Below are 24765 nucleotides of genomic sequence, written 5' to 3'. Positions count from 1 at the left end.
ATCCTTTTCGGGCAAGAATTTCGTTACATTTCGCTAGAATGACCGCGTTTCATAGGCCTGAAGCGCCCTTTCGCGCCCTTCTTTCGCCGTTGTGACGGCGGCGGGATAGGGATTCCCGGCCCGCATGTTCCAGTTTTCTGGAATCGCCTTAAAGTAGGAAATCGCGGTTTCGCTCGGGCTTGGATCATCCTCCGCGATCCAGGCATGGCGATATTCCCCGCGGGGATCGAATTTCTGCAACTGGGTATCGGGATTGAACACCCGGAAATAGGGGGTCGCGTCCGGTCCTGATCCCGCCGACCATTGCCACCCCAACGCGTTCGAGGCCGGATCCCAATCGGTCAGGCAATCCCCGAACCAATCCCGCCCGATCCGCCAGTCGGTCAGCAGGTGCTTGGTCAGGTAGGACGCCACGATCATCCGCGCCCGGTTGTGCATCCTGCCCGTCACGTAGAGTTCCCGCATCGCCGCATCGACGAAGGGAATGCCTGTGCGCCCCTGCTTCCACGCGATCACATGAGGGTGATTTTCATCTGTATTCCAAGGGAATGCGTCCCATTCCTCGCGCCAGTTGCGGGTCAGGATATGGGGCGTGTGATACATCAGGTGATAGGCGAATTCGCGCCAGACCAGTTCCTTCAGAAAGGTTTCAGCCCCCGCCGCGCCCTGATCCCACAGCCCCCATGCCCGGTGCCAGATCTGCCGCGGGCTGATTTCGCCACAGCTCAGCGGTTCGCTCAGCCCGGACGTCGCGGGCTTGGCCGGGAAATCCCGATCGCGTGCATAATCCCGCACCCTTTCTTCGCAAAACAAATGCAAACGGTCCTGTGCCGCCTGTTCCCCGATCATCAGATAAGGCGCGACGACCGCCGCGCCGCGGTTCATCCGGTGTCGCGACAGCCAGCCCTGCAAATCGTCGGATTCGGGCCATGTTTCCGGTTGCGGCACCCTGTCCGGCGCCGGCAGCGGAGCGGGCACCGGCAATTGCCGCACCTTTTTCCAGAACGGCGTGAATACCCGATAGAAACCGCCACTGCCCGTTTCCACCCGCCAGGGCTCGAACATCAGGTTTGCGGAAAAACTTTTCGCTGCAATTCCAATCTCTTTAAGATCGCTCTTCACCTTCGTGTCGCGGGCGATTTCATCGGGCCGGTAAGCGCGGTTCCAATACACCGCCGTCGCCCCGGTTTGCGCCGCCAGCGCTCGCAGCACCGGCAAGGCATCCCCCTGCCGGAACAGCAACCGGCTTCCGGCCCGCTGCAGCGTCTCGGAGAAAAGCTTCAGCCCCCGTTTCAACCGCCATTCAGGCGCAGCCCCCAGCCCATCGAGCGTTTCATCGGCGATGTACACCGGGATCACCGCCCGTCCGGTCCGGGCGGCCTCAAACAGCGCCGGATTGTCCGCCAAGCGGAAATCGCGGCGGATCCAAACGATGACGGGGGCCATTGCAGTCGCGTCGTCCTGTGCCATGCCTCAGGTATCTAGACGGCTAAAGCACCCGGTCCAGTGCCGCGATCAGTTTTTCGACCTCCTCGCGTGTCGTGTAATGGACGAAACTCAGCCGCAGCACCCCCTGATCCGGGTCGACACCCATCGCCTGCAGCGCGCGTACCGCATAGAAATTGTCGCCGCCGGCCATGATTCCGTGTGGCGCCAAAGCGTCGGCCACCGGCTTTGCCGCCCGGCCCAGGTCGATCGCCACCGTCGGGGCGCGCGTCGCGGCGTCTTCCGGCCCCAGAAGCCGCAAGTCATTGCGTTTCTTGAGGTAATCCAGCAGCGGCTGCAGCAGCGTGGTTTCATGGCCGCGCATCAGGTCGTGCACCGCCCTGCCCTTGTCCGGCGCGTCACCCGCGATGCCGTGATGGTCGGCCAGCAGGCCCAGGTAGTCCGCCATCCCGGCGCAGGCGGCGATTTGCGCATGATCCGGACCGGCGGGGGTGAAACGTTTGTACAGGACATCACCGTTGAAATAGTGCCCCTGGTTCGGCAGCGCCTCGCCCAGGGCGCGGCGAATCACCATGATCCCCTGATGCGGCCCGTAGGTTTTGTAGCTGGAAAACAGGTAGATGTCCGGCCCCAGCAGCCCGATATCGGGAATCCCGTGCGGCGCGTAGCTGACCCCGTCAACACAGACGAATGCGCCCGCGGCATGGGCCATGGCGGTGATTTCCACCACCGGATTGATTTCGCCCACCACGTTGGAACAATGCGGGAAGCAGACCAGCCGCACCTTTTCATCGAGCAGGTTCTCCAGATCGGCCGGATCAAGATGCCCGCTTGCCGGATCGATCTGCCATTCGCGGATCTCGATCCCGTCCTCGGCCAGGCGGCGCCACGGACCGGTATTGGCCTCGTGGTCCTGGTTGGTAACGATGATCGCCTCGCCCGGCTGCATCCATTGCCGGAACGCCTGCGCCAGAACATAGGTGTTTTGGGTTGTCGAAGGGCCGAAGCTGACCTCGTCCGTGTCCACCCCCATGATCGCGGCAAGGCGCGAGCGCGCCTCGTCCATCTCCGCCCCGCCCAGGCGGCTGGCTTCGAAGGCGCCGTAAGGCTGCACCTTGCGTTGCCGGTAGAACCGGGTCAGCCGGTCGATGACCGGCGCGCAGGTATAGGACCCGCCGGCATTTTCGAAAAACGCCTGTCCCTGCAACGCGGGTTCGGCAAACGCGGGAAACTGCGCCCGCACGAAATCGATATCCAGCTCCATTCCGCTCCTCCTGTATCGGGCATGGATGCGCCCGCGCTTTCCGCACTGAAATGCAAAAGGCCCCGGGGTGCAACCACCCTGGGGCCCGATCCCAGCGATACGTCGGGATCAGCGTTTTTCGGCCGCCAACCCGCGCCAGATCGCCCAGCACATCAGCAACAGCACGACGGTGAAGGGCAGCCCGGTCGAAATCACCATCGATTGCAGCGATGACAACCCCCCGGCCGACAGCAGAAGCACGATCGCCACGGCGCCTTCGAAGATGCACCAGAACACCCGCTGCGGCACCGGCGCATCGACCTTGCCGCCCGCCGTGATCGTATCGATCACCAGCGACCCGGAATCCGACGAGGTGACGAAAAACACGACCACCAGGACGATCCCGATGAGGGAGGTGATCCCGGTCAGCGGCATCACGTCGAGCATCTTGAACAGCTTCAGTTCCAGCGCCGCATCCTGGGCCACGGTATAGCCGTCGGCCAGAACCTGATGGATCGCAACGCCGCCGAAAACGCTCATCCACAGCACGCAGACAAGGCTCGGGATCAACAGCACGCAGATGATGAATTCGCGCACAGTGCGGCCGCGGCTGACACGGGCGATGAACATGCCGACGAAGGGCGACCAGGAAATCCACCATGCCCAGTAGAACGAAGTCCAGCCCTGGCTGAAGTTCACGTCCTCGCGCCCGATCGGGTTGGACAGCGCCGGCAGGTATTGCAGATAGGCCAGAAGGTAATCGGCGAAACCGGTCAGGATCGCAACGGTCGGCCCTGCCAGCAGCACGAAAAGCAGCAACGCGAAGGCCAGTCCCATGTTGATTTCCGAAAGCACTTTCACCCCACCGTCGAGGCCTCGCAGAACCGAAATCAGCGCCACCGCCGTGATCGCCGAAATCAGGATCACCTCGGTGGTTTCGCCCACCGGGATTCCGAACAATTCGTTCAGCCCGGCATTGGCCTGTGTCGCCCCGAAGCCCAGCGACGTCGCCAGCCCGAACAACGTGGCGAACACCGCCATCACGTCGATGACATGGCCCCACCAGCCCCAGACGCGTTCGCCCAGAATCGGGTAGAAGGCCGACCGGATGGTCAGCGGCAGCCCCTTGTTGAAGGAAAACAGCGCCAGCGCCAGCGCCACAACCGCGTAGATCGCCCAGGGATGCAGCCCCCAGTGGAAAATCGTCGCGGCAAAGGCCAGCCGCACCGCTGCCTGTTCATCTCCGGCGGCCGCGCCAAGCGGCGCCCAGTCGGTCCGCACGCCGTCTTCGCCGATCGCGGTGCCTCCGAAGGAGGACGAAAAATGGCTCATTGGTTCGGACACGCCGTAAAACATCAGCCCGATCCCCATCCCGGCGGCGAACAGCATCGCGAACCATCCGGCATAGCTGTAATCGGGCGTCGCCTCGGCCCCGCCCAGCCGGACCTTTCCCGCCGGGGTAACGATCAGCAGCAGGCAGAAGATGACAAAGATGTTGGCGGCGCCCAGGAAGAACCAGTCGAACCCCTTGGTCACCGTCGAAAACAGCCAGCTGAAGGCGCTGCCGGCCTGTTCCGGCAGGGCCAGCGTGTAGAACACGAAGGCGATGATCGACAGCCCCGAGATCAGGAACACCGGGTTGTGAATGTCCATCCCGAACGGGCCGATCTGGGTTTCGATATTGTCCTGCCCGATTTCGTAATCGGTGTCGATGATATCCGCGTGGCCTTCCGGTTCCGGGATACCCTGATTTGTTGTTTCGTCGGCCATCAATAGACCTCCCGTAATTTAAATCTTCGCTTTTCGCCGATCAGCCGCGCACGACCATCACCGACACCTTGGCATGCGAGGCCAGCTTGCCGCCGTTCGACGGCCAGATGTAATCGGTGAAGTTCGGGATATGGCTTTGCATCACCACCAGATCGGCGCCGGTTTCGTCGATCGCCTTGAACAGGTTGTCGTCCAGGTCGGTGGTGGGATCGTGGGCCGCCATCGCATGGGCGGACGCCTTGATGCCGTGCGCCTTGGCCTGTTCGGCGACAAAGGCATTCAGCCGTTCGGCATATTCCTCGGGGTTATGGCCCAAAGGTCCGGGCGTTTCGGCCGTCACCCCGACATAGACTAGTTCGGCCCCGTAATGCCCGGCCAGATCGGCCGCGCAATCCAGCGCGCGCTGTAACCGCCCTGCATGGGCCAGGTCGACCGGGGTCATGATTTTGGAAAACACGGATTGGTCCCCTTCCTGCTACTTGGTGCAGGCCGGACAAATCAGAAGACACTCGCTCCAACCCGCCGTCCTGCCTGGTTTTCGCTGACGCGGATGACAAATTGTCGCATCCGCGTGAGCCCCACCGTATCGGCCAAGCAGCCACGACGCAACGAAACCGCGACCCTTTGGCCGCGGCTTCCGACATTTTCAGAGATTTTGCAGGGGGTTCCTGGCGCAGTGTCAGCCGTTCACATCGACAACGACGCGTCCCTTGACCTGCCCCTTGAGGATATCCGACCCCAGCTTCGGCAGGTCGGAAAGGATCGCGGGCTGCACCATCGCCTCCAGCTTGTCCATCGGCAGGTCGGTGACGATACGGTTCCATGCCCGGACCCGGTTTTCATAGGGTTGCATGACGGAATCGATCCCCAGCAGGTTCACCCCGCGCAGGATGAAGGGGGTGATCAACGCGCCTTCGATCGCCGCGCCGCCCGCCAGACCGATGGCAGCGACCGAGGTGCCGTATTTCATCTGCTTCAGAACCCGGCCCAGCATGACGCCGCCCACCGCGTCGACGCACCCGGCCCATTGTTCGCTTTCCAGCGGCTTGCGGGTGACCTCCGCGAAATCCTCGCGCGGGACGATCGTGCTGGCCCCCAGCCCCTTGAGGTAATCCGCCTGTTCCGGCCGCCCCGTCACCGCCGCGACCTCATACCCGAGGCGGGCCAGGATCGCGGTCGCCACGCTGCCCACGCCACCGGCCGCCCCGGTGACCAGGACCGGACCGTGATCCTTTTCCATCCCTTGATCTTCCAGCGCCATGACCGCCAGCATCGCGGTAAGGCCCGCGGTGCCCACCGCCATCGCCTGCCGGGAACTCAGCCCTTCGGGCAGCGGCACCAGCCATTCGGCCTTGACCCGCGCCTTCTGGGCATAGCCGCCCCAATGCGCCTCGCCCACGCGCCAACCGGTCAGAACCACCTTGTCGCCGGGCTTGTAACGGTCGTCCTCGGACGCCTCGACGGTGCCGGCGAAATCGATGCCGGGCACATGCGGATAATGCCGCACCAGCCCGCCGCCGGGGCCGATGCACAGCCCGTCCTTGTAGTTCAGCGTGGAATAATCGATGGCGACCGTCACCTCGGCATGGGGCAGATCGTCAAGTCCGATCTGCTTGACCGCGGCATGGGTTTTTCCGTCTTCGTCCTTATCGACGATCAGTGCATTAAACATGGTCTCTCTCCTTCACTTCCGCAGACGGATCCCCCCGCCTGTTATCTTCTACGGGCCTGACGCCCTCATCCGATGTGCCACTCCGCCCGGTCGGGCCCGTCGGCTAGAGCCAGGGCCCCTCCTCGGGCAGGAAGGGCAGATCGGTCACCCACCCCTCGCCGCCCGCGGCGGTGACCATCGCGTGGATCTGGCCGCGGTGGTGGGCCTGATGGTTGAGCATATGCATCACGCAAAATCCCAGAGGCTTCTTGAACGCCGTCCCCGACGCGATCGCAACCCATTCAAGGTCGCCCTTCAGGTCCAGGGTGCCCAGCTTTTCCGCCCACCGCAGAATGCGCCCGTCCATGCGGAACCGTTCGGCGCTCCAGGCGGCGAAGCTCGGTGTCATCGCAACGCTTTCATCCGCGCCGACGTCGGGCCCCTGCCCCTTGTCAAACCGCGACATCCACAGTGTATCGCCCCACAGGATATGGTTCGCGGTATTCAGGATCGATCCGAAAAACGCACCGCGCTCGGCGCGCAGGTCCGCCTCGTCCAATTTCTGCAATGCCGTTTTCATCAATCCGTTCTGCCAGGCGTTATAGCGCGCCATGGTCAGGCAATAGCCGGGTTCGATCATCAATCAGGCCCTCGTTCCAACCTCTCTTTTGCGATCACGCTAGCACAGGTTTCGCGCCTGCATCACGCAACAATTCCATCTCGCATCTTGCCAGATTCCGGCCGGTGCTGCTAAATGTCTGACAAATGAAATCTCTCCCGACAAGCGCAAATGTCTGACAAATGAAAAAATCAACCGAAAACCCGGCCGACCTGTCCGCGCGGATTGCCGGGGAAATTCGCGATGCTATCGTTTCGGGGCGGCTGATCGTGGATGAACGGTTGCCGTCCGAGGCCGAGTTGGCCAGCCAGTTCGACGTCTCCCGTCCGACCGTGCGCGAGGCGCTGAAACGGCTGGCGGCGCAATCGCTGATCCGCACCCAGCGGGGCGCGACCGGCGGCGCCTTCGTGAACCGGCTGCGGTTCGAAGACGCCTATGGACAGCAGATCACCACCTCGACCCTGCTTTTGTCGATGAACGAAGTGAGCTTCGATGTCGCCTGCGAAGCGCGTTTCACGATGGAACGCGCCTGCGCGCCGCTGGCCGCCGAACGACGCGGGCCCGAACACCTGGCCCGGATGCGCGCCGAGATCGAGCGCCAGCAGCAACCCGACCTGTCGGATGAAGCGTTCTGCGCCTCCGACGTGGCCTTCCACCGGGCGCTGGTCGACGCGGCGGGCAACCCGGTGCTGTCCTACCAATTGGCCGGCGCGGTCGAGGGCATGCTGCCGCTGATGAACATGATCACCTTCACGGCCCGGTCGCGCGAAAACATCCTGCGGCTTCACGGCGAAATCGCCGAGGCGCTGGAACGACGAGACTCAGGTGCCGTCATCGAGGCGCTGAGCGCGCTGGAACACTATACGCTGCAGCTTGGCCAACAGGTGATCGTCGCCCGCACGGCGCGGCAAGGCTGAGGCCAGCGTTTACCGGCGCAGCAAACGCCCCGAAATCTGCAACAGATTTCGCCGCTACCCCCTTTTCAGACCGGTTCATCGCTCCTATATACGTTCTGTCCCCTCGGGGACTATGGACATAAACGCGCTCGTAATAAGCGGATCGGACCCGGGGGCGGTACCCGGCGGCTCCACCAATAATCCTTCATTTGGGGATCATGGGGCCGAAACAGGATCGACGAACGTCTAAAGGGGTTAGCTTTGTCTCGGCTGTCTGCCACCGTTACCGGCGAAAACAGTACAATTGCAAATGACAATCGTGCTCCGGTCGCAATGGCTGCGTAAGCAGTCGGAGTTACCGAAATCTAAGCCCTTACGCCTAGCCGCGTAAGGCGGGGTTCGCAGGTACCTGGCAACAGAAACCTGCACTTCCACGCATCTCCGCGATATCCGAGACGGGATCTGTTGACGGCAGATCGCCGGTCTCCGTGGCATCGACCGAACGGCACCATATCAGGACGGGCACTGGCCTACCGATCCGAGCTGCTTGAAAAAATGACCGGCCGAAAAACCAGAGACGGCGAAGACGACAGATTTTTTCCTCAGGCTCTTTTGTTTTGTCCCGAATTGCCTATGCTCGGAACGAGAACACGAAGGGTTTAATCATGTCGCGCAGTATCGATTACGGCAATCTCATGCATCAGGCCATGCGGGGTCTGATACAACAGGTTCTTCAGGATGTCGCCGATAACGGCCTGCCCGGGGCGCATCATTTTTTCATCACCTTCGACACCACCCACCCGGCGGCCGAACTGGCCGATTGGCTGCGTGAACGCTATCCGCATGAAATGACCGTGGTGATGCAGCATTGGTATGACAACCTCAGCGTCGAAGACGACGGGTTCCATGTCACGCTGAATTTCGGCGATCAGCCCGAACCGCTTTACGTTCCCTTCGACGCGATCAAGACCTTCGTCGACCCATCCGTCGAATTCGGCCTGCGTTTTGAGAGCGCCGAAGAAGAAGACGGCGATGACGAACCCCATCCGCCCGAGGATGACGGCACCGATCAGGTCGAAGAAACCCACGACGCCGAAGTCGTCAGCCTGGACAGTTTCCGCAAGTAACGCAATTGCGCCATGAAATCTTCTGGATGACATGAAACCGTAATCCAACGGTTACATGACGCTGCCAGTTTCCCCGCGACCATACGGACGACAAAGGGGACAGGGTCATGGCAAGCGACTTCGCCATTTTCATCGGGGAAATGATGCGCCGACCGACCGAGGTGGTCGCGATTGCGCCCTCTTCGGCCGCCGTTGCGCGCCGGATGACCGACGGGGTCGAACAGGTCGAGGGCCCGATCGTGGAAATCGGTCCGGGCACCGGCAGCTTCACCAAGGCGATCCTGGAGCGCGGCGTCGCGCCGGAACGTCTGACCCTGATGGAAATGAACCCGCGCTTTTGCGAAACCCTGCGGGAAAAATTCCCCGGAGTGACGGTTCTGAACCGCCCGGCGCAGGAAATCGAAAAGATCGGGCTGCGCGATATCGGCGCGGTCATTTCCGGCGTGCCGGTGCTGGCGCGGCCGCAGATCCAGCGCGACGTTGTCGGCCGGGCCTTACGGGTGATGACCAAGGACGGCTTCTTCACCCAGATCACCTACAGTTCCAGCGCGCCGATTTCGCCTGACATGCAGGCCGAACTGGGGTTGCGGGCCGAAAAACGCGCCACCGTCTGGGCCAACCTGCCGCCGGCGCGGGTGTTTTCCTTCTACCGGTCCGGGCATTAGGCCCGGCGGGATCAAACTGAATCCTGGAATTGGGGGCCAGCCCCCAAACCCCCGGGGTATTAGGCCAAGAAAAAGCAAAGGCGATGACATTTTTTCGTCTTGGCGCGAATGTGCCCGCCGGAAGCGGATGCGCCACCATCGAAATGCGGTGCAGCGTCGCCGTTAGCGGTATCCAACGGTATGCAGTGTTGCAGTTTGCGCGCCATGCGTTATGACAACTCCTGACTTGATTTACCGGAGAGGTCACGATGGCTCACACCCGCACCGAAACCGACAGCTTTGGCCCGCTGGAGGTCCCCGCAGACAAGTATTGGGGCGCCCAGACCCAGCGGTCTATAATGAATTTCCCGATCGGCTGGGAACGTCAGCCGGTGCCGATCATCCGCGCCCTTGGCGTGGTGAAAAAAGCCTGCGCCCAGGCCAACCTGGAACTGGGCAACCTGAAGCCGGAAATCGCCGACGCGATCATCGCCGCCGCCGGCGAAGTGATCGAGGGCAAGTTCGACGACAACTTCCCGCTGGTCGTCTGGCAGACCGGGTCGGGCACCCAATCGAACATGAACGCCAACGAGGTGATTTCCAACCGCGCCATCGAAATGCTGGGCGGCGAAATGGGATCGAAGACGCCTGTTCACCCCAACGATCACTGCAACATGGGGCAGTCGTCCAACGACACCTTCCCCACCGCGATGCATGTCGGCATCGCGATGCAGGCGCGCGACGTGCTGCTGCCCGGGCTGAACAAGCTGGCCACGGCGCTGGAAGCCAAGTCGGAAGAATTCAAGGACATCATCAAGATCGGCCGCACCCATACCCAAGACGCGACGCCGCTGACGCTGGGCCAGGAATTTTCCGGCTACGCGCATCAGGTCCGCATGGGCATCAGCCGCGTCGTGATGTGTCTGCCCGCGATCTATGAGCTGGCGCAGGGCGGCACCGCCGTGGGCACCGGTCTGAACACCAAAAAGGGCTGGGCCGAAATGGTCGCGGCGAACATGGCCGACATCACCGGCCTGCCCTTCGTCACCGCCCCGAACAAGTTCGAAGCACTGGCCGCGCATGACGCGATGGTGATGTTCTCGGGCGCTTTGAAGACCGTGGCGGCGTCGCTGTTCAAGATCGCCAACGACATGCGCCTGCTGGGATCGGGCCCGCGCTCGGGCCTGGGCGAGCTGATCCTGCCGGAAAACGAACCCGGGTCGTCGATCATGCCGGGCAAGGTGAACCCGACCCAGGCCGAGGCGCTGACCATGGTCTGCGCCCACGTGATGGGCAACGACGCGGCGGTGGGTTTCGCCGGTAGCCAGGGGCATTTCGAACTGAACGTCTACAACCCGATGATGTCCTACAACGTGCTGCAATCGATGCAGCTCTTGGGCGACTCGGCCTCGGCCTTCACCGACAACATGGTGGTGGGCACCAAGGCCAACGAGGCGCGGATCGAAAAGCTGATGAAGGAATCGCTGATGCTAGTGACGGCGCTGGCCCCGACCATCGGGTACGACAACGCCACAAAGGTCGCCAAGACCGCGCACAAGAACGGCACCACGCTGAAGGAAGAGGCGATCGCTCTGGGCTTCGTCGACGAAGAAACCTTCGACCGCATCGTGCGCCCGGAAGACATGATCGGTCCGAAGGACTGATCCCTGTAACGATTGTAGAAAACGGCCCGGTAAGTCCGGGCCGTTTTTTCATGCGCTATTCGATGACGTGCAGAACTTCCCAGTAGGAAGACCCTGACACGACGTATTCGCTCATCTTCTTGCCCCAGTCGGCATGAATCTCGACCTTGGAAATTTTCTGAAAGAAGTCATCCAGATCGCCAAGCCCTTCGATTTCGAACTCAGTCTGAATCTCGGCCTCGCGGACGCCGACATTGCCGGAATAGTAGCGCATCTTGGAGGAATCGATATTGGTCTGCGCCCCGACTTCCCGGTCCCATTCTTTCATGAGTTCAATCACTTCGGATTTGTGCCCGAATTTCGCGTGTATATGCCAGCGAGCTATCATCATCTGTCCATCTCCCAAGATTGAATATGTTCAGCTGCGCCGATAGGCTGCCTTGAGAGTAATGGAACCGCTTATGCGGCCAAGTATAGCTGAACCGCGGGAAACCGCCAAACAGCCCCAACGGGTACGATCGGACCATCAGCATGGCAGCCAAAGTCATCAACCTCAGAACCGTTCGCAAACAGAAAGCCAGGACCGAGCGAGAAGATCGCGTCGCACAGGAAACCAAGGCGAAGGCCGGTGTCACACGACCCCAAAGAGAACTCGACAAGGCCCGTGCCGAAAAAGCCGCCCGCGATCTGGAAGGCAAGAAACGCGAATGAGCGCCCCGGTCAAACGTTCGCTGACCCTGCGCGGCCACCGCACCAGCGTGTCGTTGGAAGATGAGTTCTGGCAGGCCTTCCGCGAAATAGCTGCACAACAAGGGAAGCCAATCAATGCCTTGGCCGCCGAAATCGACGCCGCGCGAGACCTCGACAGCGGATTGGCGTCGGAAATCAGGCTGTTCGTCCTGAGGCATTACCGCGGCAGCTAGACGACGCTTATCGCGGCTTCAGCTGCAACCAAATCCCATCGCGCCCGCGCACCGTCAGATGCGCAACCGGCATCGGTGTGCGGTCCGTCACTGCTTCGAACCGGTAGGCGCGCAGCAGCATTGCCAGGATGATCGGCCCCTCGGCCATAGCAAATCCGGCCCCGGTGCAGACCCTCTGACCCGCGGAAAACGGCATGTAGGCGTTGCGCAGGCAGGCCTTGCCGTTCTCGGTCGCAAAGCGGCCCGGGTCGAAATCATCCGGCCTATCCCAAAGCCGTTCGTGCCGGTGCAGGTGCCAGGGGCTCAGCACGATCTGGCTGCCCTTGGGCACGTCGCGGTCGCGGAAATGTTCCGGGCAAGCGGCTTCGCGCACCATCATCGGCACCGGCGGGTAAAGCCGCAGTGCCTCACGAAATACATCGCGCGTGATCCTCAGCTTCGACAGGGTCGCGAAGTCGGGCCTGTCCGGGTCGATCACCGCAGCCGCCTCCTCTGCGACGCGGTCCTGCCAGTCGGGATGCGTGGCAAGCAGGTAGAGCGCCCAAGCCAAGGCCGAGGCGCTGGTTTCATGACCCGCGAGGAAAAAGATCGCGACCTGATCGACCATTTCCCCGGTGTCGAAGCGGTCGCCGGTCACCGGATCGGCCGTCGTCATGATCTTAGTGGCCAGATCGTCGGGCGCGGTCCCCGCCGCGATCGCTCGCATCCGGTCGGCGGTCAACTGGGTGATCAGCCGGCGGATCACCTTGGCGGTCTGTTTCGTCCGCCGCCGATGGAAACGCGGCATCCAGCGCGGCAGCGGCAGGAAGGCGCCGAGGTTCAACACCGGTTGGGTCCGTTGATGTTCGCGAAATTCATGGAAGACCCGGCCCGCGACCTCGTGTTCGATCGGGATCGAAAACAGGGTGCGGAAAATTACGTCCGCTGCCGCGTGGCTGGTCTGGGCCTCGATTTCCACGGCCTCCCCGTTGGCAAGCGGCGCCAACCTGTCCACGGCTGCCACCGCAGCCTCCCACATCGCCGGGAAGGTATCGCGCAACCGCCCGCCTTCGAAAGCGGGATCGATGATCCGCCGCTGCCGTTTCCAGGTTTCGCAATTGGTGACGAAAACCGAATTACCCAGAAGCGGCCGCAGCCCTTCGCCGATCCGGTCGGATTTGGGGAAATCGTCCGGCCTGTCCTTCAGCACAAGTTCGACCAGCGCGGGATCGTTGCACATGTAGGAGCGGAAGAACGGCGTGCGGAACTCGGCCATCCAGGCGCGGTAGAGCCGCTCCGGTTGCGCCGACAGGATGTCCTGCCGGAACAGGCGCAGGTAGCGCCAAAGCGACACCCGGTCCGGGCGGGAGGGCGGCTTCGGCGGCGTCATGGCGACACCGAGGTGAACTTGTTGACCGGCGCTTCGATCCTCGACTTCGATGGCTGCCGCCCAGCGAAGCGGTCCGACAGGGTCAACGGCCCGGCGGTGATCTGGAAATAATCGTAATCATTGGGCCGGTCGAAGGCGCAGAGATACTGGAAATGCAGCCGGAAGAAGCGCCAGCGCAGTTCCTTCCAGCGCGCCGGGCTGAGCGTCTGGGTGAAGGCCGCCGAAATGACCAAAGGCCAGCGCGAATTTTCCGTCGCCACGCCCGATACATGCACTGGATCGCACAGCGCGAAGGCGCAGCCGTCGCCCGGCGCGGTCACGTCGAGCCAGAACAGTTCGTCGCGTTCCGACAGAAAGCGAAGGTCGTCGCGCAGCCGCTCCGCTTTGGGCAGGAAGGACACCATCGGAACCACCTGCCCGAGGCTGATGAAGTTCAGCGCCGGGCCATCGGCGGGCACCCGGCCCTGCCGGATCAGGTCCGACAGGATCGACACCGCCAGATGGGCGCCCGACGAATGACCGACGACCAGAACCTCGTCGGCGTCGATGTTCAGCGCCTCGGCGATGATATCGGTGAATTCGGCCATCCGCGCCTCGAGTTCCGGCGGGTTGGCGCCCTTGGACCGGGCCGAATAGGCGTAATCGTGCATCAGGTAGTAGGCGAAGAACTTGTTATCCTGCTTGCGAAACCAGTTCAGGACAAACGGCACCGCTGCCAGCCCCGCCCAGGCCGCCCATGGATGGATCAGCGCCAAAGCGCGCCCGATCGCCCAGGCGACACACAGCGCCAGCCCCAATTGCACCAACAAGAAGACGACCGGATAAAGCGCAGCAATCACCGGCCCCTTGCGCAGCCGCATCAGTCGCCACAACGCGCCGGACCCGATATAGCCCCAGGCGGTGCGGACAAGCTGCAGGTAGGTCGACACGATCCCCTGATCCATGCTGTCGCGGACGATATCGGCCCAGTAGAGCACCTCGACATCGGTCTCGACCGCCTGCCCGTTTATCGACGCCGCGACGTGCCATCCATAGGGACCCTTTGTGGCCTTGGGCTTCAACCCGATATCGTAGCCGGAAATTTCGGCCTGGCGGGCGGATTCCTTGCGGTAAAGTTCGCGGTAGCGGCGCGGATGAATCGGGTCGTAGCCGGGGATGTAAAACACCCGGCGCCGTTTCACATATGTCGCTGCTCTGCTGCTCATGCCCGTCATCTACGACGCAGATTAGCGCAGATTTGAGGCAGGAACAGGGTTTTATCCAAGCAGGGCCAGCGAGGGGAAGGTTTCCAGCAGCCAATAGGAAAAGGCCGAAAAACCGCCCGTCAGCATCAGCAACCCGATGGTCCACAACAGCAGGCCCATGATCCGTTCGATCTGTTCCATGTGGCGTTTCATCCACCCCATCACCCCGGTCAGGCGCGGCAGGAAGGCCGCGACCAGAATGAAGGGCACACCCAGACCGACGGCATAAACCGCCAGCAGAAGCGTTCCGCGCGCCACCGAAGCCTCGGAGGCGGCAAGCGACAGGATCGCGCCCAGCTGCGGCCCGATACAAGGGGTCCAGCCGAAAGCGAAGGCCAGTCCCAGCACATACGCGCCGAAGGACGACCCGCCGCGATCACCCGCATCGATCCGCGCTTCGCGATTGAGGAACCCGATCCGGTAGACACCGATGAAATGCGCGCCGAAAATCATGACGAGGATACCGGCGATGGTGTTGAACCAGTCCTGGTAGCTGAGAAACAGCGTCCCAATCGCAGAGGCGGTGAATCCGAGGAACAGGAACACCGTCGACAGACCCAGCACGAAGCTGATCGCCGGCACCAGCGCCTTGTTCCGGCTGGCATTGCCCTCGGACAATTCGCCAAGGGACACGCCGCTCATATAGGCCAGGTACGGTGGCACGATTGGCAACACACAGGGGCTGAGAAAGGAAATGATTCCCGCCGTCAGCGCCACGAACAGTGCGGGCAGCAATCCCGCGTCTATGATTTCGATTCCGAACATGAGACCAGACATAAGCGATTGGAAAGACGGCGTCACTTGACGGTTTGTCACAAACTTGTGGTTGGGCGGAAACAATCGAAGGGACGGTCTGGAAAGGCAATGAAAAACGCCGCGCGAAATCCGCGCGGCGTTCTGTTTTTTCGAATGTCCCGGCGTTTAGCCCAGCGACCACCAACCCCGTTTCTTCGGCTTGGCGGGTTTGTCTTCGGCCTTCGGCGCGGGTTCTTCCGCACCAACCGGTTCAGGCTGTTTTGCGGGCTCGGTCGCGGATTCTGGCACAGTCTCCGGCTCGGCGCTTTCCTCCGCTTCGGCCTCTGCCTGCGCTTCGGGCACGGCAGGTTCTTCCGCAACGGCTTCCGCTTCGACGGGTTCCGCGGTTTTTTCTTCCGCGACCGATTCTTCGGCAGCCTCTTCCGGTGCCATTTCTTCGGTGGCCTCTTCCGGCGCCGGTTCGGCGGCCGGTGCCTCCGTCGGGGCTTTGGCTTCGGTCTTGGTCACCGGTACAGCTTCGGCGGCCTCCGGCTTTGCGGCCTCTTCCTGTTCGGCAGCTTCCGCCCCGGTTTCGGCCTCGTCGGTCTTCTTCTTGCGGCGCGACCGCGACCGGCGGCGCTTGGGTTTCTGTTCTTCCGCCCCTTCCGCGCCCTCGGTGACATCGGGCTTGGCTTCGGCTTCGCCTTCGGGTTCAGCTTGCGCTTCGGCTTCGCCTGCGCTTTCAGCTTGCGGCTCAGCTTGGGCGCCATGGTCTTCCGACACCGCTTCCTGTTCCTGCTGTTCGCCGTTCTGGTCGCCATTCGACTTCCGGCGACGGCGCCGACGACGACGCTTCTTGGGCTTCGCCTCCTCTTCCCCGGTCTCGGGCTGCGCGGCAGCCGCCTCGGACGCTGCTTCTGCCTCGGCTTCCTCGTCGATATTGTCCATCAACGAGGTGTCAACCGACACCACCGGGGTTTCAGGCTCGGCCACGACACGGGTCGCGGTCTTGAACTTCTCGAGCGTGAAATCGGGGCTGATCAGGTGAACGTCGCCTTCAACCCGCACCGACAGGCCATAGCGGGCCTCGATCTGCGCGACGTGTTCACGCTTCTGGTTCATGATGAAATTGGCCACGCTGATCGGGCATTTCACCAGCACTTCGCGCGACCGGCGCCGCACGCCCTCTTCCTCGATCTGGCGCAGGATCGACAGCGCCAGGTTGTCGTCGGACCGGATCAGGCCGGTGCCGTGACAGGACGGACAGGGCTGTGTCGTCGCCTCGATCATGCCGGGGCGCAGACGCTGACGGCTCATCTCCATCAGGCCGAAGCCCGAAATCCGGCCCACCTGGATGCGGGCACGGTCGGATTTCAGAGCATCCTTCATCCGCTTTTCGACCGCGTTGTTGTTGCGGCGTTCATCCATGTCGATGAAGTCGATCACGATCAGGCCGGCAAGGTCGCGCAGGCGCAGTTGGCGGGCGACTTCCTCGGCCGCCTCGAGATTGGTCTTGAGAGCGGTCTCCTCGATCGAGCCTTCCTTGGTGGCCCGTCCCGAGTTGACGTCGATGGCGACCAGAGCTTCGGTCACACCGATGACGATGTAGCCGCCCGAACGCAACTGAACCGTCGGGTTGAACATCGAACTGAGATAGCTTTCCACCTGGAACCGCGCAAAAAGCGGCATCGGATCGGCGTACTGCTTCACGTTCTTGGCGTGGGACGGCATGATCATTTTCATGAAGTCCTTGGCGATGCGGTAACCGCGTTCGCCTTCGACCAGAACCTCGTCGATATCGCGGCTGTAAAGATCGCGGATCGAGCGTTTGATCAGGTCGCCTTCTTCATAGATCTTGGCCGGCGCGATGGATTTCAGCGTCAGTTCGCGGATCTGTTCCCACAGCCGCTGCAGGTATTCGTAGTCACGCTTGATTTCCGATTTGGTCCGCTTGGCCCCGGCAGTACGCACGATCAACCCCGCGCCCTGCGGCACGTCCAGACCGGTTGCGATATCCTTCAGCTTCTTACGGTCGGCGGCATTGGTGATCTTGCGGCTGATGCCACCGCCACGGGCGGTGTTGGGCATCAGCACGCAGTACCGGCCCGCCAGCGACAGGTAGGTGGTCAGCGCGGCACCCTTGTTGCCGCGTTCTTCCTTGACGACCTGCACCAGCAGGATTTGACGGACCTTGATGACTTCCTGGATCTTGTAGCGGCGCGGACGCGGTTTGCGGCGCGGACGGATGTCTTCGCTGTCGTCTTCCTCGGCAACGGATTCGATGGTTTCATCCTTGGCCGCCGCGTCGAGCGCGGTTTCTTCCTCGGATTCGTCCTCGGTGCCGTTATCGTCTTCTTTGTCCTCGACCGCAGCTTCTTCGTCGCCTTTATCTTCCCCGCCAGCGGAAGCCTTTTCAGCTTCCTCTGCAGGGCTTTCATCGGCCGGGGTTGCCGGTTCGGCGACTGCTACCAGCGCTTCGGCGGTTTCCGCCTCGGCCCCTTCGCCCGCCGCAGCAGGTGTGTCCTGCGCGTCATCCACCGGTTCTTCAACCGGCGTTTCGGCCACGGTTTCCATCGGAGAGGATCCTTCGGGCACCTGATCGTCGTCAAGGTCGATAGTTTCCATCCCGGCGATTTCAGCCTTGTCGGCCTCGGTCTTCTCGACCTCTTTCACCGCGGTGGCGTCTTTCGACTTGGTGGCCTCAGCCTTGGACCGGGATCGCGACCGGCGCCGCGGTTTCTTTTCCTCTTCCTCTTCCTCGGCCTTCTGGGCTTCGGCATAGGCGCGTTCTTCCGCCATCAGGGCTTCGCGGTCGGCGACCGGAATCTGATAGTAGTCGGGATGGATTTCCGAGAACGCAAGGAAGCCGTGGCGGTTGCCGCCATAATCGACGAAGGCCGCCTGAAGCGACGGTTCGACCCGTGTTACCTTTGCGAGATAGATATTGCCAGCGAGCTGGCGCTTGTTCTCGGATTCAAAATCGAATTCTTCGACCTTGTTTCCGTCAACCACCACGACGCGGGTCTCTTCCGCGTGGGTGGCGTCGATGAGCATTTTCTTTGCCATTGTGTCCGTCTGCATCGCGGCAAAGCCCCCTGACCCGGTGGGCGGGGGCGTTGCGGCAGATGTCTGTTAGGGGCGAATGCGGACGCGCGGCAGGTGCGACTGTCATCAGCCCCTGCACTACAACTCATAGGTCTTGCGCGCCTCATCGCGTTTCTTCTCCGACGCATCTGACGGCTTGTGGCCGGTCTCAGAGCGCCCGTTCATGGCCGCCAGCGCCTTTCGGCGACCGGTCGGCGGTCTCAACAACCCTGTCTTTCTTATCGATCAGGGCTCAATCGGTCTGTCCAGGACGGCGGGATCCAAATCCTCGTGGTACTGGATCAGCGAAACTCATGCGGCGGGCGGTCTACGCCTGTCGCCGTTTTATGAACATAAAGCCTGCAAGGGCGAAATTACAATAAGGAAAATGCAACTTTATCCACAAGTCGAGCACAGGTTGCCTTGGCGCCGCCGAAGCCGGGTGACTGCGCACGCTTGCGCCGCCGCGAATTCAACGCTCGGAAACCGCGTGTTTGCTGGAAGAAAACCGGGGCCTCGGCCCCTGCCCTTAGACCTCCCGGCGGGACAGGAGCGTTTCATTAGCATTTTTCAGAAATGCTAAATTTCACCCGCGCGCGGCAGCGCGCCCCGCCCTGCGGAACCGATCGCCCCGCAGGCAGGCGGGGTCAGAGGTAATCGGCCCGCTGCAATCCGTATTTCGCCATCTTTTCGTTCAGCGTCCGGCGCGGCAGGCAAAGTTCCTCCATCACGTTGACGATCGATCCCTTGTGACGGCGCATCGTGTTGTCGATCAGCATGCGTTCAAACGCTTCGACATATTCCTTCAACGGTTTGCCTTCGGTGGTCATCACCGGCTGCATGTCCTCGTGATCCGACATCAGGAGCGACGCGATGGTGCCGCTGCCCCGGCGCGATTGCAGCACCGCCCGCTCGGCAAGGTTGATCAACTGACGCACATTGCCCGGCCAGGGCGCCTGCAGCAACTGGGCGGCTTCCTGCGCCGAAACCTGCGGCGCGTCGCAGCCATATTCCTCGGCGAACTGTTCGACGAGATGTGAAAACAGCGTCAGGATGTCCTCACCACGCTGACGCAGCGGCGGCAGGGTGATCCGCAGCGAGGCGAGGCGATAGAACAGGTCGGAGCGCATGGCATCTTCGCAGGTCCGGTTCTGTTCCTGCATGTTGCAGATCGCCACGATCCGGGTTTCCGCCGGCGTGCCCTGATCGTTTATGAAACTCAAGAGACGCGCCTGAAGGCTGTCCGAAAGCGCCTCGATATCTTCCAGCACCAAGGTTCCGCCGCGGGCTTCCTCGACCGCGGGCAACTGGGTATCCTCGGGCTGCATCGGGCCGAACAGCCGCTTGGCCAGCGCATCCTCGTCCCAAGCGGCGCAGGACAGCAGCACGAATTTCTTGCCCGCCCGCGCACCCACCGCGTGCAGCGCATGCGCCACCAGAGTCTTGCCGGTGCCGGTTTCGCCGTCGATCAGCACGTGACCGTCGGCTTGGCCAAGATCGAGGATATCTTCGCGCAGCCGTTCCATCACCGGTGAGGTGCCGATCAGTTTCTTCATGATCTGGGTGCCGTCGCTGAGTTCACGACGCAGGGCGCGGTTGTCCAGCGTCAGCCGGCGGCTGTTGGTCGCCTTCTTCGCCAGTTCGGTCATCCGGTCGGGGTTGAACGGCTTTTCAAGGAAATCGAAGGCCCCGACGCGCATCGCCTCGACCGCCATCGGCACGTCGCCATGACCGGTGATCATGATCACCGGCAAAGCGCTGTCCGATCCCATCAGTTTCTTCAGGAAGCGCATCCCGTCCATACCCGGCATCTTGATATCGGTGATCACGATACCGGGGTAATCGGGCCCGATCCCCTTCAGCGCATCCTCGGCGCTGGCGAAGGTTTCGGTGTCGTACCCCGACAGGGCCAGCCACTGGCTGATCGACTGCCGCATATCCTGCTCATCGTCGACGATGGCGATTTTCATTGCTTTCGACATAACTTTTATTCCGCTGCTGCGATATCGCTCTCACCAGTTAAGATAGGAAGCTGCATCTCAAATACAGCCCCCCCGCCCTCGGCGTTACGGGCAAGAAGCCGCCCACCTAGGTCGCTGACGATACCGGATGAAATGGCCAGTCCAAGCCCGACGCCCTCGCCGGGTTTCTTGGTGGTATAGAAGGGTTCGAACAGTTCATCGAGATCTTCGATCCCATGTCCGTTGTCACGCACTGTCAAGGTGGCGGTTTCGCCGCCCGCCAGGATGATCTCTATCTCGGGTTCATCGACCGACTGGGTCGCGTCCAGCGCGTTGCGCAGCAGGTTCACCATCACCTGTTCAATGCGCACACGGTCCCCCATCACCCGTACTGGTTCGGATGGCATCGCCCTCGTTATGCGCACGTGACGGCTTTTCAGTTGCGGCTCCATCATCGACAGCGCCGAGGCCAGCGCGTCGCCCAGATCAACCGGCGAAAACGCGTCACCGCCCTTGCGGGCATAGCTTTTCAGCTGCCGGGTGATCGCGCCCATCCGCTCAATCAGGTCGTCGATGCGCTGGAAACTCGACAGCGCTTCCTCGCCCCGGTTGCGGCGCAGCAGAAGCCGCGCCCCGGCCAGGTAGGTTTTCATCGCCGCCAGCGGCTGGTTCAATTCGTGGCTGACGGCGGCCGACATTTCGCCAAGAGCGGCCAGTTTCGAACTTTGCGCCAGCGTCTGTTCGGCCACGTCGAGCGATTTCTGCACCCGTTCGCGTTCGGCGATTTCCCGCTGCAGCCGCGCATTCAGTTCGCGAAGTTCCGCCGATTCACGTTGGAACAGCATCATCCGCAGCGCCGTTTTCCGGCTCAGCGCGTAGAAGGCCAGCGCCAGCAGCATGGCGAATCCCATGATTTCCAGCGCCAGGAACCCGTTCACCTTCTCGCGCACGCTTTCATAGGTGGTGAAGCTGGCGATATGCCAGCCGCGGAACGGGATACGGCTTTCCATCCGGATCACCGCCTGGCCACCCACATAGGCATCGGCAGGGTCCATGGTCCAATCCGCGGTAGCCTTGATCGCGCGCTGGATCGCCGTTTGCGGCGGCGCGACAGCCAGCGCCTCCAGCTCGGTCTGGCCGCGCCAGCGCGGTTCGGTGGCCAGGATGATGGTGCCTTCGCTGTCGCTGACCAGAACCGCGTCGGAAATCCCCGCCCAGGCGCGTTCGAACTTGTGCAGATCGACCTCGACCAGGATCACGCCCAGCGTCTTGCCCTGATCCTCGATCCGCCTGGTATAGGCGAACAGGTAATTGCCGGTATCGCGCCGCAGCACGGTGAACAACGTTTCGCTGGCCCGGATCGCGTTGATGAAATAGGGCTCGTTCCGGTGCTGGCTGCCCAGCCGGTTGCGATCGGTCGCCGCCACCGCCCGCCCGTCACCATCCAGCAGCATCAGCGACGCGGCACCTATTTCCTCGACGAAGGAAATAAGCCGCTGGGTCGAATTGGAGTAATCCGACGAATTCAGCGCCCCGATCAAGGTCGGGTCGCGCGACAGAAGCTGCGGCACGATGGCGTTGCGGCGTAATTCCGACAGAAGGTTGCCGCTGTAAAGCGCCAGCCTGAGCTCGGCCCGGTTGCGGGTGTTTTCGGTAAACCGGGCGGTCAGAAGCGTGTTGGTGGTCACCACGGTCCCCACCGCCAGCAGCAACAGCGCCACCAGCGCAAGGCGCACCCGCCACGATATCGTGCGGGGGCCTTTCATGGATAACAGGGATCTGGGCAGCCGGTTCATGCCTCAAGATATGTCACAGGCACCGGCGGGGGCAAGTCACGCCGTGACGAGTTGATCCACCATGTTGCGGAACATTGCCGATCCGTCGGTACCGCCATGTTCGGGTTCGGCCATCCGTTCGGGGTGCGGCATCATGCCAAGAACACGGCGGTTGCGGCTGACCACGCCGGCAATGTCGGCGACCGACCCGTTCGGGTTTTCGAGATAGGTGAAGGCGATGCGTTCCTCGCCCTTCAGTTCGGCCAGTTTGGCGTCGTCGACATAGTAGTTGCCGTCGTGATGGGCGATCGGGATCAGGATTTCCTGCCCCTTGTCATAGCCGCCGGTATAAATCGTGTCGGTCGTTTCCACACGCAACCCGACCGGCTTGCAGATATATTTCAGGTTGGCGTTGCGGCGCAGCGCGCCGGGCAGCAGCCCGGTTTCGGTCAGAACCTGGAATCCGTTGCAGATGCCCAGGGCATAGCCACCCTTTTCGGCATGGGCCACGACGGACCGGCAGATCGGCGAATTCGCCGCGATCGCGCCGCAGCGCAGGTAATCGCCGAAGGAAAAGCCACCGGGAATGCCGACGATGTCGACGCCTGCGGGCAATTCGGTATCCTTGTGCCAGACCATGGTGACGTCGGCGCCTGCCTTTTCGAAGGCAACGGCAAGATCACGGTCGCAATTGGATCCGGGGAAAACGATGATGGCGGCTTTCATCGGGCGCACTCCTTGGCTCAGGGTCCGGGCTGTCGGGGCCCGGGCTGCGGGCGCAGATGCGCACTCCGCAGCGGTTCGCCCGCCTGATACGATGGTGCGCCCTCGTTATCAAGCCCGCAGAAACCGGCGCGGCACTCAGTCCCGCGTCGCCCGGACAATCCAGCAATTGTTGCGCGCCGAGCGGATATCGACAAAGGCGATGTCGGCGCGCGCCAGCAGTTGCGCAACATAGGCTTCGAGTTCGGCCCGCGGCGTGACCTGCCCGGTACCGTAAACAATGCGTTCATCGGCGCTATAGCCCTTGACCAGATAATCGTGCGACGTGGTCAAAACCGGCGGCAAATCGCAACCCCGATAGGGGGCGCAGTCCTCAGCGCAGAGGAAAATCGGGCCCAGTTCGGCATAGGGCTGCAGTACGCTGAACGGCCGATGAGCGCAGATCAGCATCCCGGCTCCCTCGCCCACATGGTCCAGGCAATGGCGGCATGGGCTTCCCGTGCCGTAGCCCTGCCCCCGTTCGGGCGCCATCCCGTTGGCATCCGGCCCGCCGGCCCGCAAGCCCCGCGCCACGTCATTGTTCAATCCTTGAAAAATCATTCCCGTCCTTTCACGTTTGGCGATGGAACGGGAATACGCAAAACGGACCGCCCCCGGCGATCCGTTTCCTGCGCATAAGGCGTTACGGATGAAGGCGTATCACGACGCCCCCGCGTTTCAGCCCATGTCGATCGTGTAGCTTTCGATCACGGTGTTGGCGAGCAGCTTCTCGCACATTTCCTTCACCGTCTCTTCCGTCGTGCCTTCGGCCAGGTCCAGTTCGATCACCTTGCCCTGGCGCACGCCCTCGACGCCGTCGAAGCCCAGCGATCCAAGTGCGTGGCGCACGGCCTCACCCTGCGGGTCAAGAACACCGTTTTTCAGCATGACGTGAACGCGAGCTTTCATTTGCGCTTCTCCGGTCTGTTGCCGCCGGTCGGGCGGCGAAATGGTTATTCGATGGCGAAAGGCCCGCGCCGCGGACCCGCCTTTCAGTTGATCAGGGTCGGCTTGGACGCGGGTGTCGATGTCTTCGGCATCACGCCCAGCCGCTTGGCCACCTCGGTATAGGCATCGGTCAGACTGCCCAGGTCGCGGCGGAACACGTCCTTGTCGAGCTTCTGTCCGGTTTCGATATCCCACAGGCGGCAGCTGTCGGGGCTGATTTCGTCGGCCACCACAAGACGCTGATAATCGCCTTCGAAGACCCGCCCGACCTCGATCTTGAAATCGACCAGCCGGATGCCGACGCCATACATCACCCCGGACAGGAAATCGTTGACGCGCAGCGCCAGGCTCAGGATGTCATCCATGTCCTGCTGGCTGGCCCAGCCGAAGGCGGCGATATGTTCTTCGGTGACAAGCGGGTCGCCCAGCTTGTCGTCCTTGTAACAATATTCGACGATCGGGCGCGGCAGTTGCGTGCCTTCCTCGATGCCGAGCCGTTTCGACATCGACCCGGCGGCATAGTTGCGCACGATCACTTCCAGCGGGATGATTTCGCACGACCGCACCAGCTGTTCGCGCATGTTCAGCCGCTTCAGGAAATGGTTCGGCACGCCGATATTGGTCAGACCGAGCATGAAATATTCGGACAAGAGGTTGTTCAGAACCCCCTTGCCTTCGATCACATCTTTCTTCTCGGCGTTGAAAGCGGTGGCGTCGTCCTTGAAATACTGCACGATGGTGCCCGGTTCGGGGCCTTCATACAGTGTCTTCGCCTTGCCTTCGTAAATTTTCTTGCGCCGTGCCATGACCACTCCGTCGATCAACCGGGGATGAGTCCCCGGCACTGGCGACCTCTTAGTGCAATGGCGGCAATGCCGCAATAGGGCCCAATTTCGCGACCAGGCCGTTCGCCACGCGCATCCCC

Annotated in this window: 23 protein-coding genes and 1 other RNA gene; 7 read left to right on the top strand and 17 right to left on the bottom strand. The window is 62.1% G+C overall.

The annotated features are described in order from the left end of the window. Positions 1 to 33: 33 nt before the first annotated feature. The 6 genes from IT775_RS01095 to IT775_RS01070 form a co-directional block, all read right to left on the bottom strand. A complete protein-coding gene (locus tag IT775_RS01095) occupies positions 34 to 1470 on the bottom strand; it encodes a cryptochrome/photolyase family protein (RefSeq protein ID WP_246525197.1) in 1437 nt (478 codons plus the stop codon). A 19-nt stretch (positions 1471 to 1489) separates the two neighbouring features. Next, entirely contained in the window at positions 1490 to 2710 is a 1221-nt protein-coding gene (locus IT775_RS01090) for an aminotransferase class V-fold PLP-dependent enzyme (RefSeq protein WP_212699216.1), read from the bottom strand. Positions 2711 to 2818: 108 nt separating this feature from the next. After that, positions 2819 to 4459 (bottom strand): BCCT family transporter, encoded by a 1641-nt coding sequence (locus IT775_RS01085; protein ID WP_212699215.1) that lies wholly within the window; start codon positions 4457 to 4459, stop codon positions 2819 to 2821. 40 nt (positions 4460 to 4499) lie between these two features. Beyond that, positions 4500 to 4916, bottom strand: coding sequence for a universal stress protein (locus IT775_RS01080; protein ID WP_212699214.1), 417 nt, complete (start codon positions 4914 to 4916; stop codon positions 4500 to 4502). Between the two features lie 222 nt (positions 4917 to 5138). Beyond that, the gene (locus tag IT775_RS01075) at positions 5139 to 6131 is read right to left on the bottom strand and encodes an MDR family oxidoreductase (RefSeq protein WP_212699213.1); all 993 of its coding nucleotides are present in this window, start codon (positions 6129 to 6131) and stop codon (positions 5139 to 5141) included. Between the two features lie 103 nt (positions 6132 to 6234). Next, on the bottom strand, positions 6235 to 6750 hold the full coding sequence (locus tag IT775_RS01070; RefSeq protein ID WP_212699495.1) for a DinB family protein: 516 nt from the start codon (positions 6748 to 6750) through the stop codon (positions 6235 to 6237). A 161-nt stretch (positions 6751 to 6911) separates the two neighbouring features. Here IT775_RS01070 and IT775_RS01065 point away from each other — a divergent pair, with 161 nt between their 5' ends. The 5 genes from IT775_RS01065 (at position 6912) to fumC (ending at position 11060) form a co-directional block, all read left to right on the top strand. Beyond that, positions 6912 to 7646 carry a FadR/GntR family transcriptional regulator gene (locus IT775_RS01065; RefSeq protein ID WP_212699212.1) on the top strand — a complete coding sequence of 245 codons (735 nt, stop codon included), beginning with the start codon at positions 6912 to 6914 and terminating at the stop codon, positions 7644 to 7646. A gap of 58 nt (positions 7647 to 7704) precedes the next feature. Beyond that, positions 7705 to 8055: a transfer-messenger RNA gene (gene ssrA, locus IT775_RS01060) on the top strand. Between the two features lie 235 nt (positions 8056 to 8290). Beyond that, positions 8291 to 8752, top strand: coding sequence for an SspB family protein (locus tag IT775_RS01055; protein ID WP_212699211.1), 462 nt, complete (start codon positions 8291 to 8293; stop codon positions 8750 to 8752). A gap of 107 nt (positions 8753 to 8859) precedes the next feature. Then, complete coding sequence (locus IT775_RS01050; protein WP_212699210.1) at positions 8860 to 9417, top strand: class I SAM-dependent methyltransferase; 558 nt, start codon at positions 8860 to 8862, stop codon at positions 9415 to 9417. A 248-nt stretch (positions 9418 to 9665) separates the two neighbouring features. Next, positions 9666 to 11060, top strand: a complete 1395-nt coding sequence (gene fumC / locus IT775_RS01045) for a class II fumarate hydratase (RefSeq protein WP_212699209.1) — start codon at positions 9666 to 9668, stop codon at positions 11058 to 11060. Between the two features lie 55 nt (positions 11061 to 11115). Here fumC and IT775_RS01040 read toward each other — a convergent pair whose 3' ends face one another. Further along, positions 11116 to 11367: a hypothetical protein gene (locus IT775_RS01040; RefSeq protein WP_212699208.1), complete on the bottom strand. Its 252-nt coding sequence runs from the start codon at positions 11365 to 11367 to the stop codon at positions 11116 to 11118. Between the two features lie 203 nt (positions 11368 to 11570). Between IT775_RS01040 and IT775_RS01035 the strand changes: the two genes are divergently transcribed. Together IT775_RS01035 and IT775_RS01030 are read left to right on the top strand one after the other, a co-directional pair. Then, positions 11571 to 11750 carry a DUF4169 family protein gene (locus IT775_RS01035; protein WP_212699207.1) on the top strand — a complete coding sequence of 60 codons (180 nt, stop codon included), beginning with the start codon at positions 11571 to 11573 and terminating at the stop codon, positions 11748 to 11750. Beyond that, a complete protein-coding gene (locus tag IT775_RS01030) occupies positions 11747 to 11962 on the top strand; it encodes a ribbon-helix-helix domain-containing protein (RefSeq protein ID WP_212699206.1) in 216 nt (71 codons plus the stop codon). Before IT775_RS01035 ends, IT775_RS01030 begins: the two co-directional genes overlap by 4 nt. Positions 11963 to 11969: 7 nt before the next feature. On the opposite strand, the gene IT775_RS01025 is transcribed toward IT775_RS01030, so the two are convergent. The 10 genes from IT775_RS01025 to purC all read right to left on the bottom strand — a co-directional run bounded on the left by IT775_RS01025 (position 11970) and on the right by purC (position 24646). Next, on the bottom strand, positions 11970 to 13331 hold the full coding sequence (locus tag IT775_RS01025; RefSeq protein ID WP_212699205.1) for a cytochrome P450: 1362 nt from the start codon (positions 13329 to 13331) through the stop codon (positions 11970 to 11972). Further along, complete coding sequence (locus tag IT775_RS01020) at positions 13328 to 14536, bottom strand: hypothetical protein (RefSeq protein WP_212699204.1); 1209 nt, start codon at positions 14534 to 14536, stop codon at positions 13328 to 13330. Before IT775_RS01020 ends, IT775_RS01025 begins: the two co-directional genes overlap by 4 nt. A 51-nt stretch (positions 14537 to 14587) precedes the next feature. Further along, positions 14588 to 15340, bottom strand: a complete 753-nt coding sequence (locus IT775_RS01015; RefSeq protein WP_212699203.1) for a cytochrome c biogenesis CcdA family protein — start codon at positions 15338 to 15340, stop codon at positions 14588 to 14590. 156 nt (positions 15341 to 15496) lie between these two features. Next, the gene (locus tag IT775_RS01010; protein WP_212699202.1) at positions 15497 to 18376 is read right to left on the bottom strand and encodes an Rne/Rng family ribonuclease; all 2880 of its coding nucleotides are present in this window, start codon (positions 18374 to 18376) and stop codon (positions 15497 to 15499) included. A gap of 665 nt (positions 18377 to 19041) precedes the next feature. Beyond that, positions 19042 to 20376, bottom strand: coding sequence for a sigma-54-dependent transcriptional regulator (locus tag IT775_RS01005; RefSeq protein WP_212699201.1), 1335 nt, complete (start codon positions 20374 to 20376; stop codon positions 19042 to 19044). Positions 20377 to 20381: 5 nt separating this feature from the next. Then, positions 20382 to 22121: a sensor histidine kinase gene (locus IT775_RS01000; protein WP_246525194.1), complete on the bottom strand. Its 1740-nt coding sequence runs from the start codon at positions 22119 to 22121 to the stop codon at positions 20382 to 20384. A gap of 66 nt (positions 22122 to 22187) precedes the next feature. Then, positions 22188 to 22856 (bottom strand): phosphoribosylformylglycinamidine synthase subunit PurQ, encoded by a 669-nt coding sequence (gene purQ, locus IT775_RS00995; protein ID WP_212699199.1) that lies wholly within the window; start codon positions 22854 to 22856, stop codon positions 22188 to 22190. Positions 22857 to 22991: 135 nt separating this feature from the next. After that, the gene (locus IT775_RS00990) at positions 22992 to 23453 is read right to left on the bottom strand and encodes a DUF1203 domain-containing protein (protein ID WP_212699198.1); all 462 of its coding nucleotides are present in this window, start codon (positions 23451 to 23453) and stop codon (positions 22992 to 22994) included. Positions 23454 to 23570: 117 nt separating this feature from the next. After that, positions 23571 to 23801: a phosphoribosylformylglycinamidine synthase subunit PurS gene (purS, locus tag IT775_RS00985; RefSeq protein ID WP_212699197.1), complete on the bottom strand. Its 231-nt coding sequence runs from the start codon at positions 23799 to 23801 to the stop codon at positions 23571 to 23573. A gap of 83 nt (positions 23802 to 23884) precedes the next feature. Continuing rightward, on the bottom strand, positions 23885 to 24646 hold the full coding sequence (gene purC, locus IT775_RS00980; RefSeq protein WP_212699196.1) for a phosphoribosylaminoimidazolesuccinocarboxamide synthase: 762 nt from the start codon (positions 24644 to 24646) through the stop codon (positions 23885 to 23887). Positions 24647 to 24765: the final 119 nt, after the last annotated feature.

The organism is Thalassovita aquimarina (genome assembly GCF_018219815.1).
Lineage (GTDB): Bacteria > Pseudomonadota > Alphaproteobacteria > Rhodobacterales > Rhodobacteraceae > Thalassobius > Thalassobius aquimarinus.
The sequence above is the reverse complement of the archived record's forward strand: the minus strand, read 5'-3'. Positions and strand labels throughout refer to the sequence as shown.

Bases quoted from the DNA above. Each gene is read 5' to 3' on its own strand.
- purQ (WP_212699199.1), bottom strand. From the start codon at position 22,856: ATGAAAGCCGCCATCATCGTTTTCCCCGGATCCAATTGCGACCGTGAT.
- IT775_RS01050 (WP_212699210.1), top strand. From the start codon at position 8,860: ATGGCAAGCGACTTCGCCATTTTCATCGGGGAAATGATGCGCCGACCG.
- IT775_RS01015 (WP_212699203.1), bottom strand. From the start codon at position 15,340: ATGTTCGGAATCGAAATCATAGACGCGGGATTGCTGCCCGCACTGTTC.
- IT775_RS01030 (WP_212699206.1), top strand. From the start codon at position 11,747: ATGAGCGCCCCGGTCAAACGTTCGCTGACCCTGCGCGGCCACCGCACC.
- IT775_RS01040 (WP_212699208.1), bottom strand. From the start codon at position 11,367: ATGAAAGAATGGGACCGGGAAGTCGGGGCGCAGACCAATATCGATTCC.
- IT775_RS01035 (WP_212699207.1), top strand. From the start codon at position 11,571: ATGGCAGCCAAAGTCATCAACCTCAGAACCGTTCGCAAACAGAAAGCC.
- IT775_RS01005 (WP_212699201.1), bottom strand. From the start codon at position 20,376: ATGTCGAAAGCAATGAAAATCGCCATCGTCGACGATGAGCAGGATATG.
- IT775_RS01075 (WP_212699213.1), bottom strand. From the start codon at position 6,131: ATGTTTAATGCACTGATCGTCGATAAGGACGAAGACGGAAAAACCCAT.
- IT775_RS01090 (WP_212699216.1), bottom strand. From the start codon at position 2,710: ATGGAGCTGGATATCGATTTCGTGCGGGCGCAGTTTCCCGCGTTTGCC.
- purC (WP_212699196.1), bottom strand. From the start codon at position 24,646: ATGGCACGGCGCAAGAAAATTTACGAAGGCAAGGCGAAGACACTGTAT.
- IT775_RS01065 (WP_212699212.1), top strand. From the start codon at position 6,912: ATGAAAAAATCAACCGAAAACCCGGCCGACCTGTCCGCGCGGATTGCC.
- IT775_RS01000 (WP_246525194.1), bottom strand. From the start codon at position 22,121: ATGAAAGGCCCCCGCACGATATCGTGGCGGGTGCGCCTTGCGCTGGTG.
- IT775_RS01010 (WP_212699202.1), bottom strand. From the start codon at position 18,376: ATGGCAAAGAAAATGCTCATCGACGCCACCCACGCGGAAGAGACCCGC.
- IT775_RS01055 (WP_212699211.1), top strand. From the start codon at position 8,291: ATGTCGCGCAGTATCGATTACGGCAATCTCATGCATCAGGCCATGCGG.
- IT775_RS01095 (WP_246525197.1), bottom strand. From the start codon at position 1,470: ATGGCACAGGACGACGCGACTGCAATGGCCCCCGTCATCGTTTGGATC.
- IT775_RS01020 (WP_212699204.1), bottom strand. From the start codon at position 14,536: ATGAGCAGCAGAGCAGCGACATATGTGAAACGGCGCCGGGTGTTTTAC.
- purS (WP_212699197.1), bottom strand. From the start codon at position 23,801: ATGAAAGCTCGCGTTCACGTCATGCTGAAAAACGGTGTTCTTGACCCG.
- IT775_RS01070 (WP_212699495.1), bottom strand. From the start codon at position 6,750: ATGATCGAACCCGGCTATTGCCTGACCATGGCGCGCTATAACGCCTGG.
- IT775_RS01085 (WP_212699215.1), bottom strand. From the start codon at position 4,459: ATGGCCGACGAAACAACAAATCAGGGTATCCCGGAACCGGAAGGCCAC.
- IT775_RS01025 (WP_212699205.1), bottom strand. From the start codon at position 13,331: ATGACGCCGCCGAAGCCGCCCTCCCGCCCGGACCGGGTGTCGCTTTGG.
- fumC (WP_212699209.1), top strand. From the start codon at position 9,666: ATGGCTCACACCCGCACCGAAACCGACAGCTTTGGCCCGCTGGAGGTC.
- IT775_RS00990 (WP_212699198.1), bottom strand. From the start codon at position 23,453: ATGATTTTTCAAGGATTGAACAATGACGTGGCGCGGGGCTTGCGGGCC.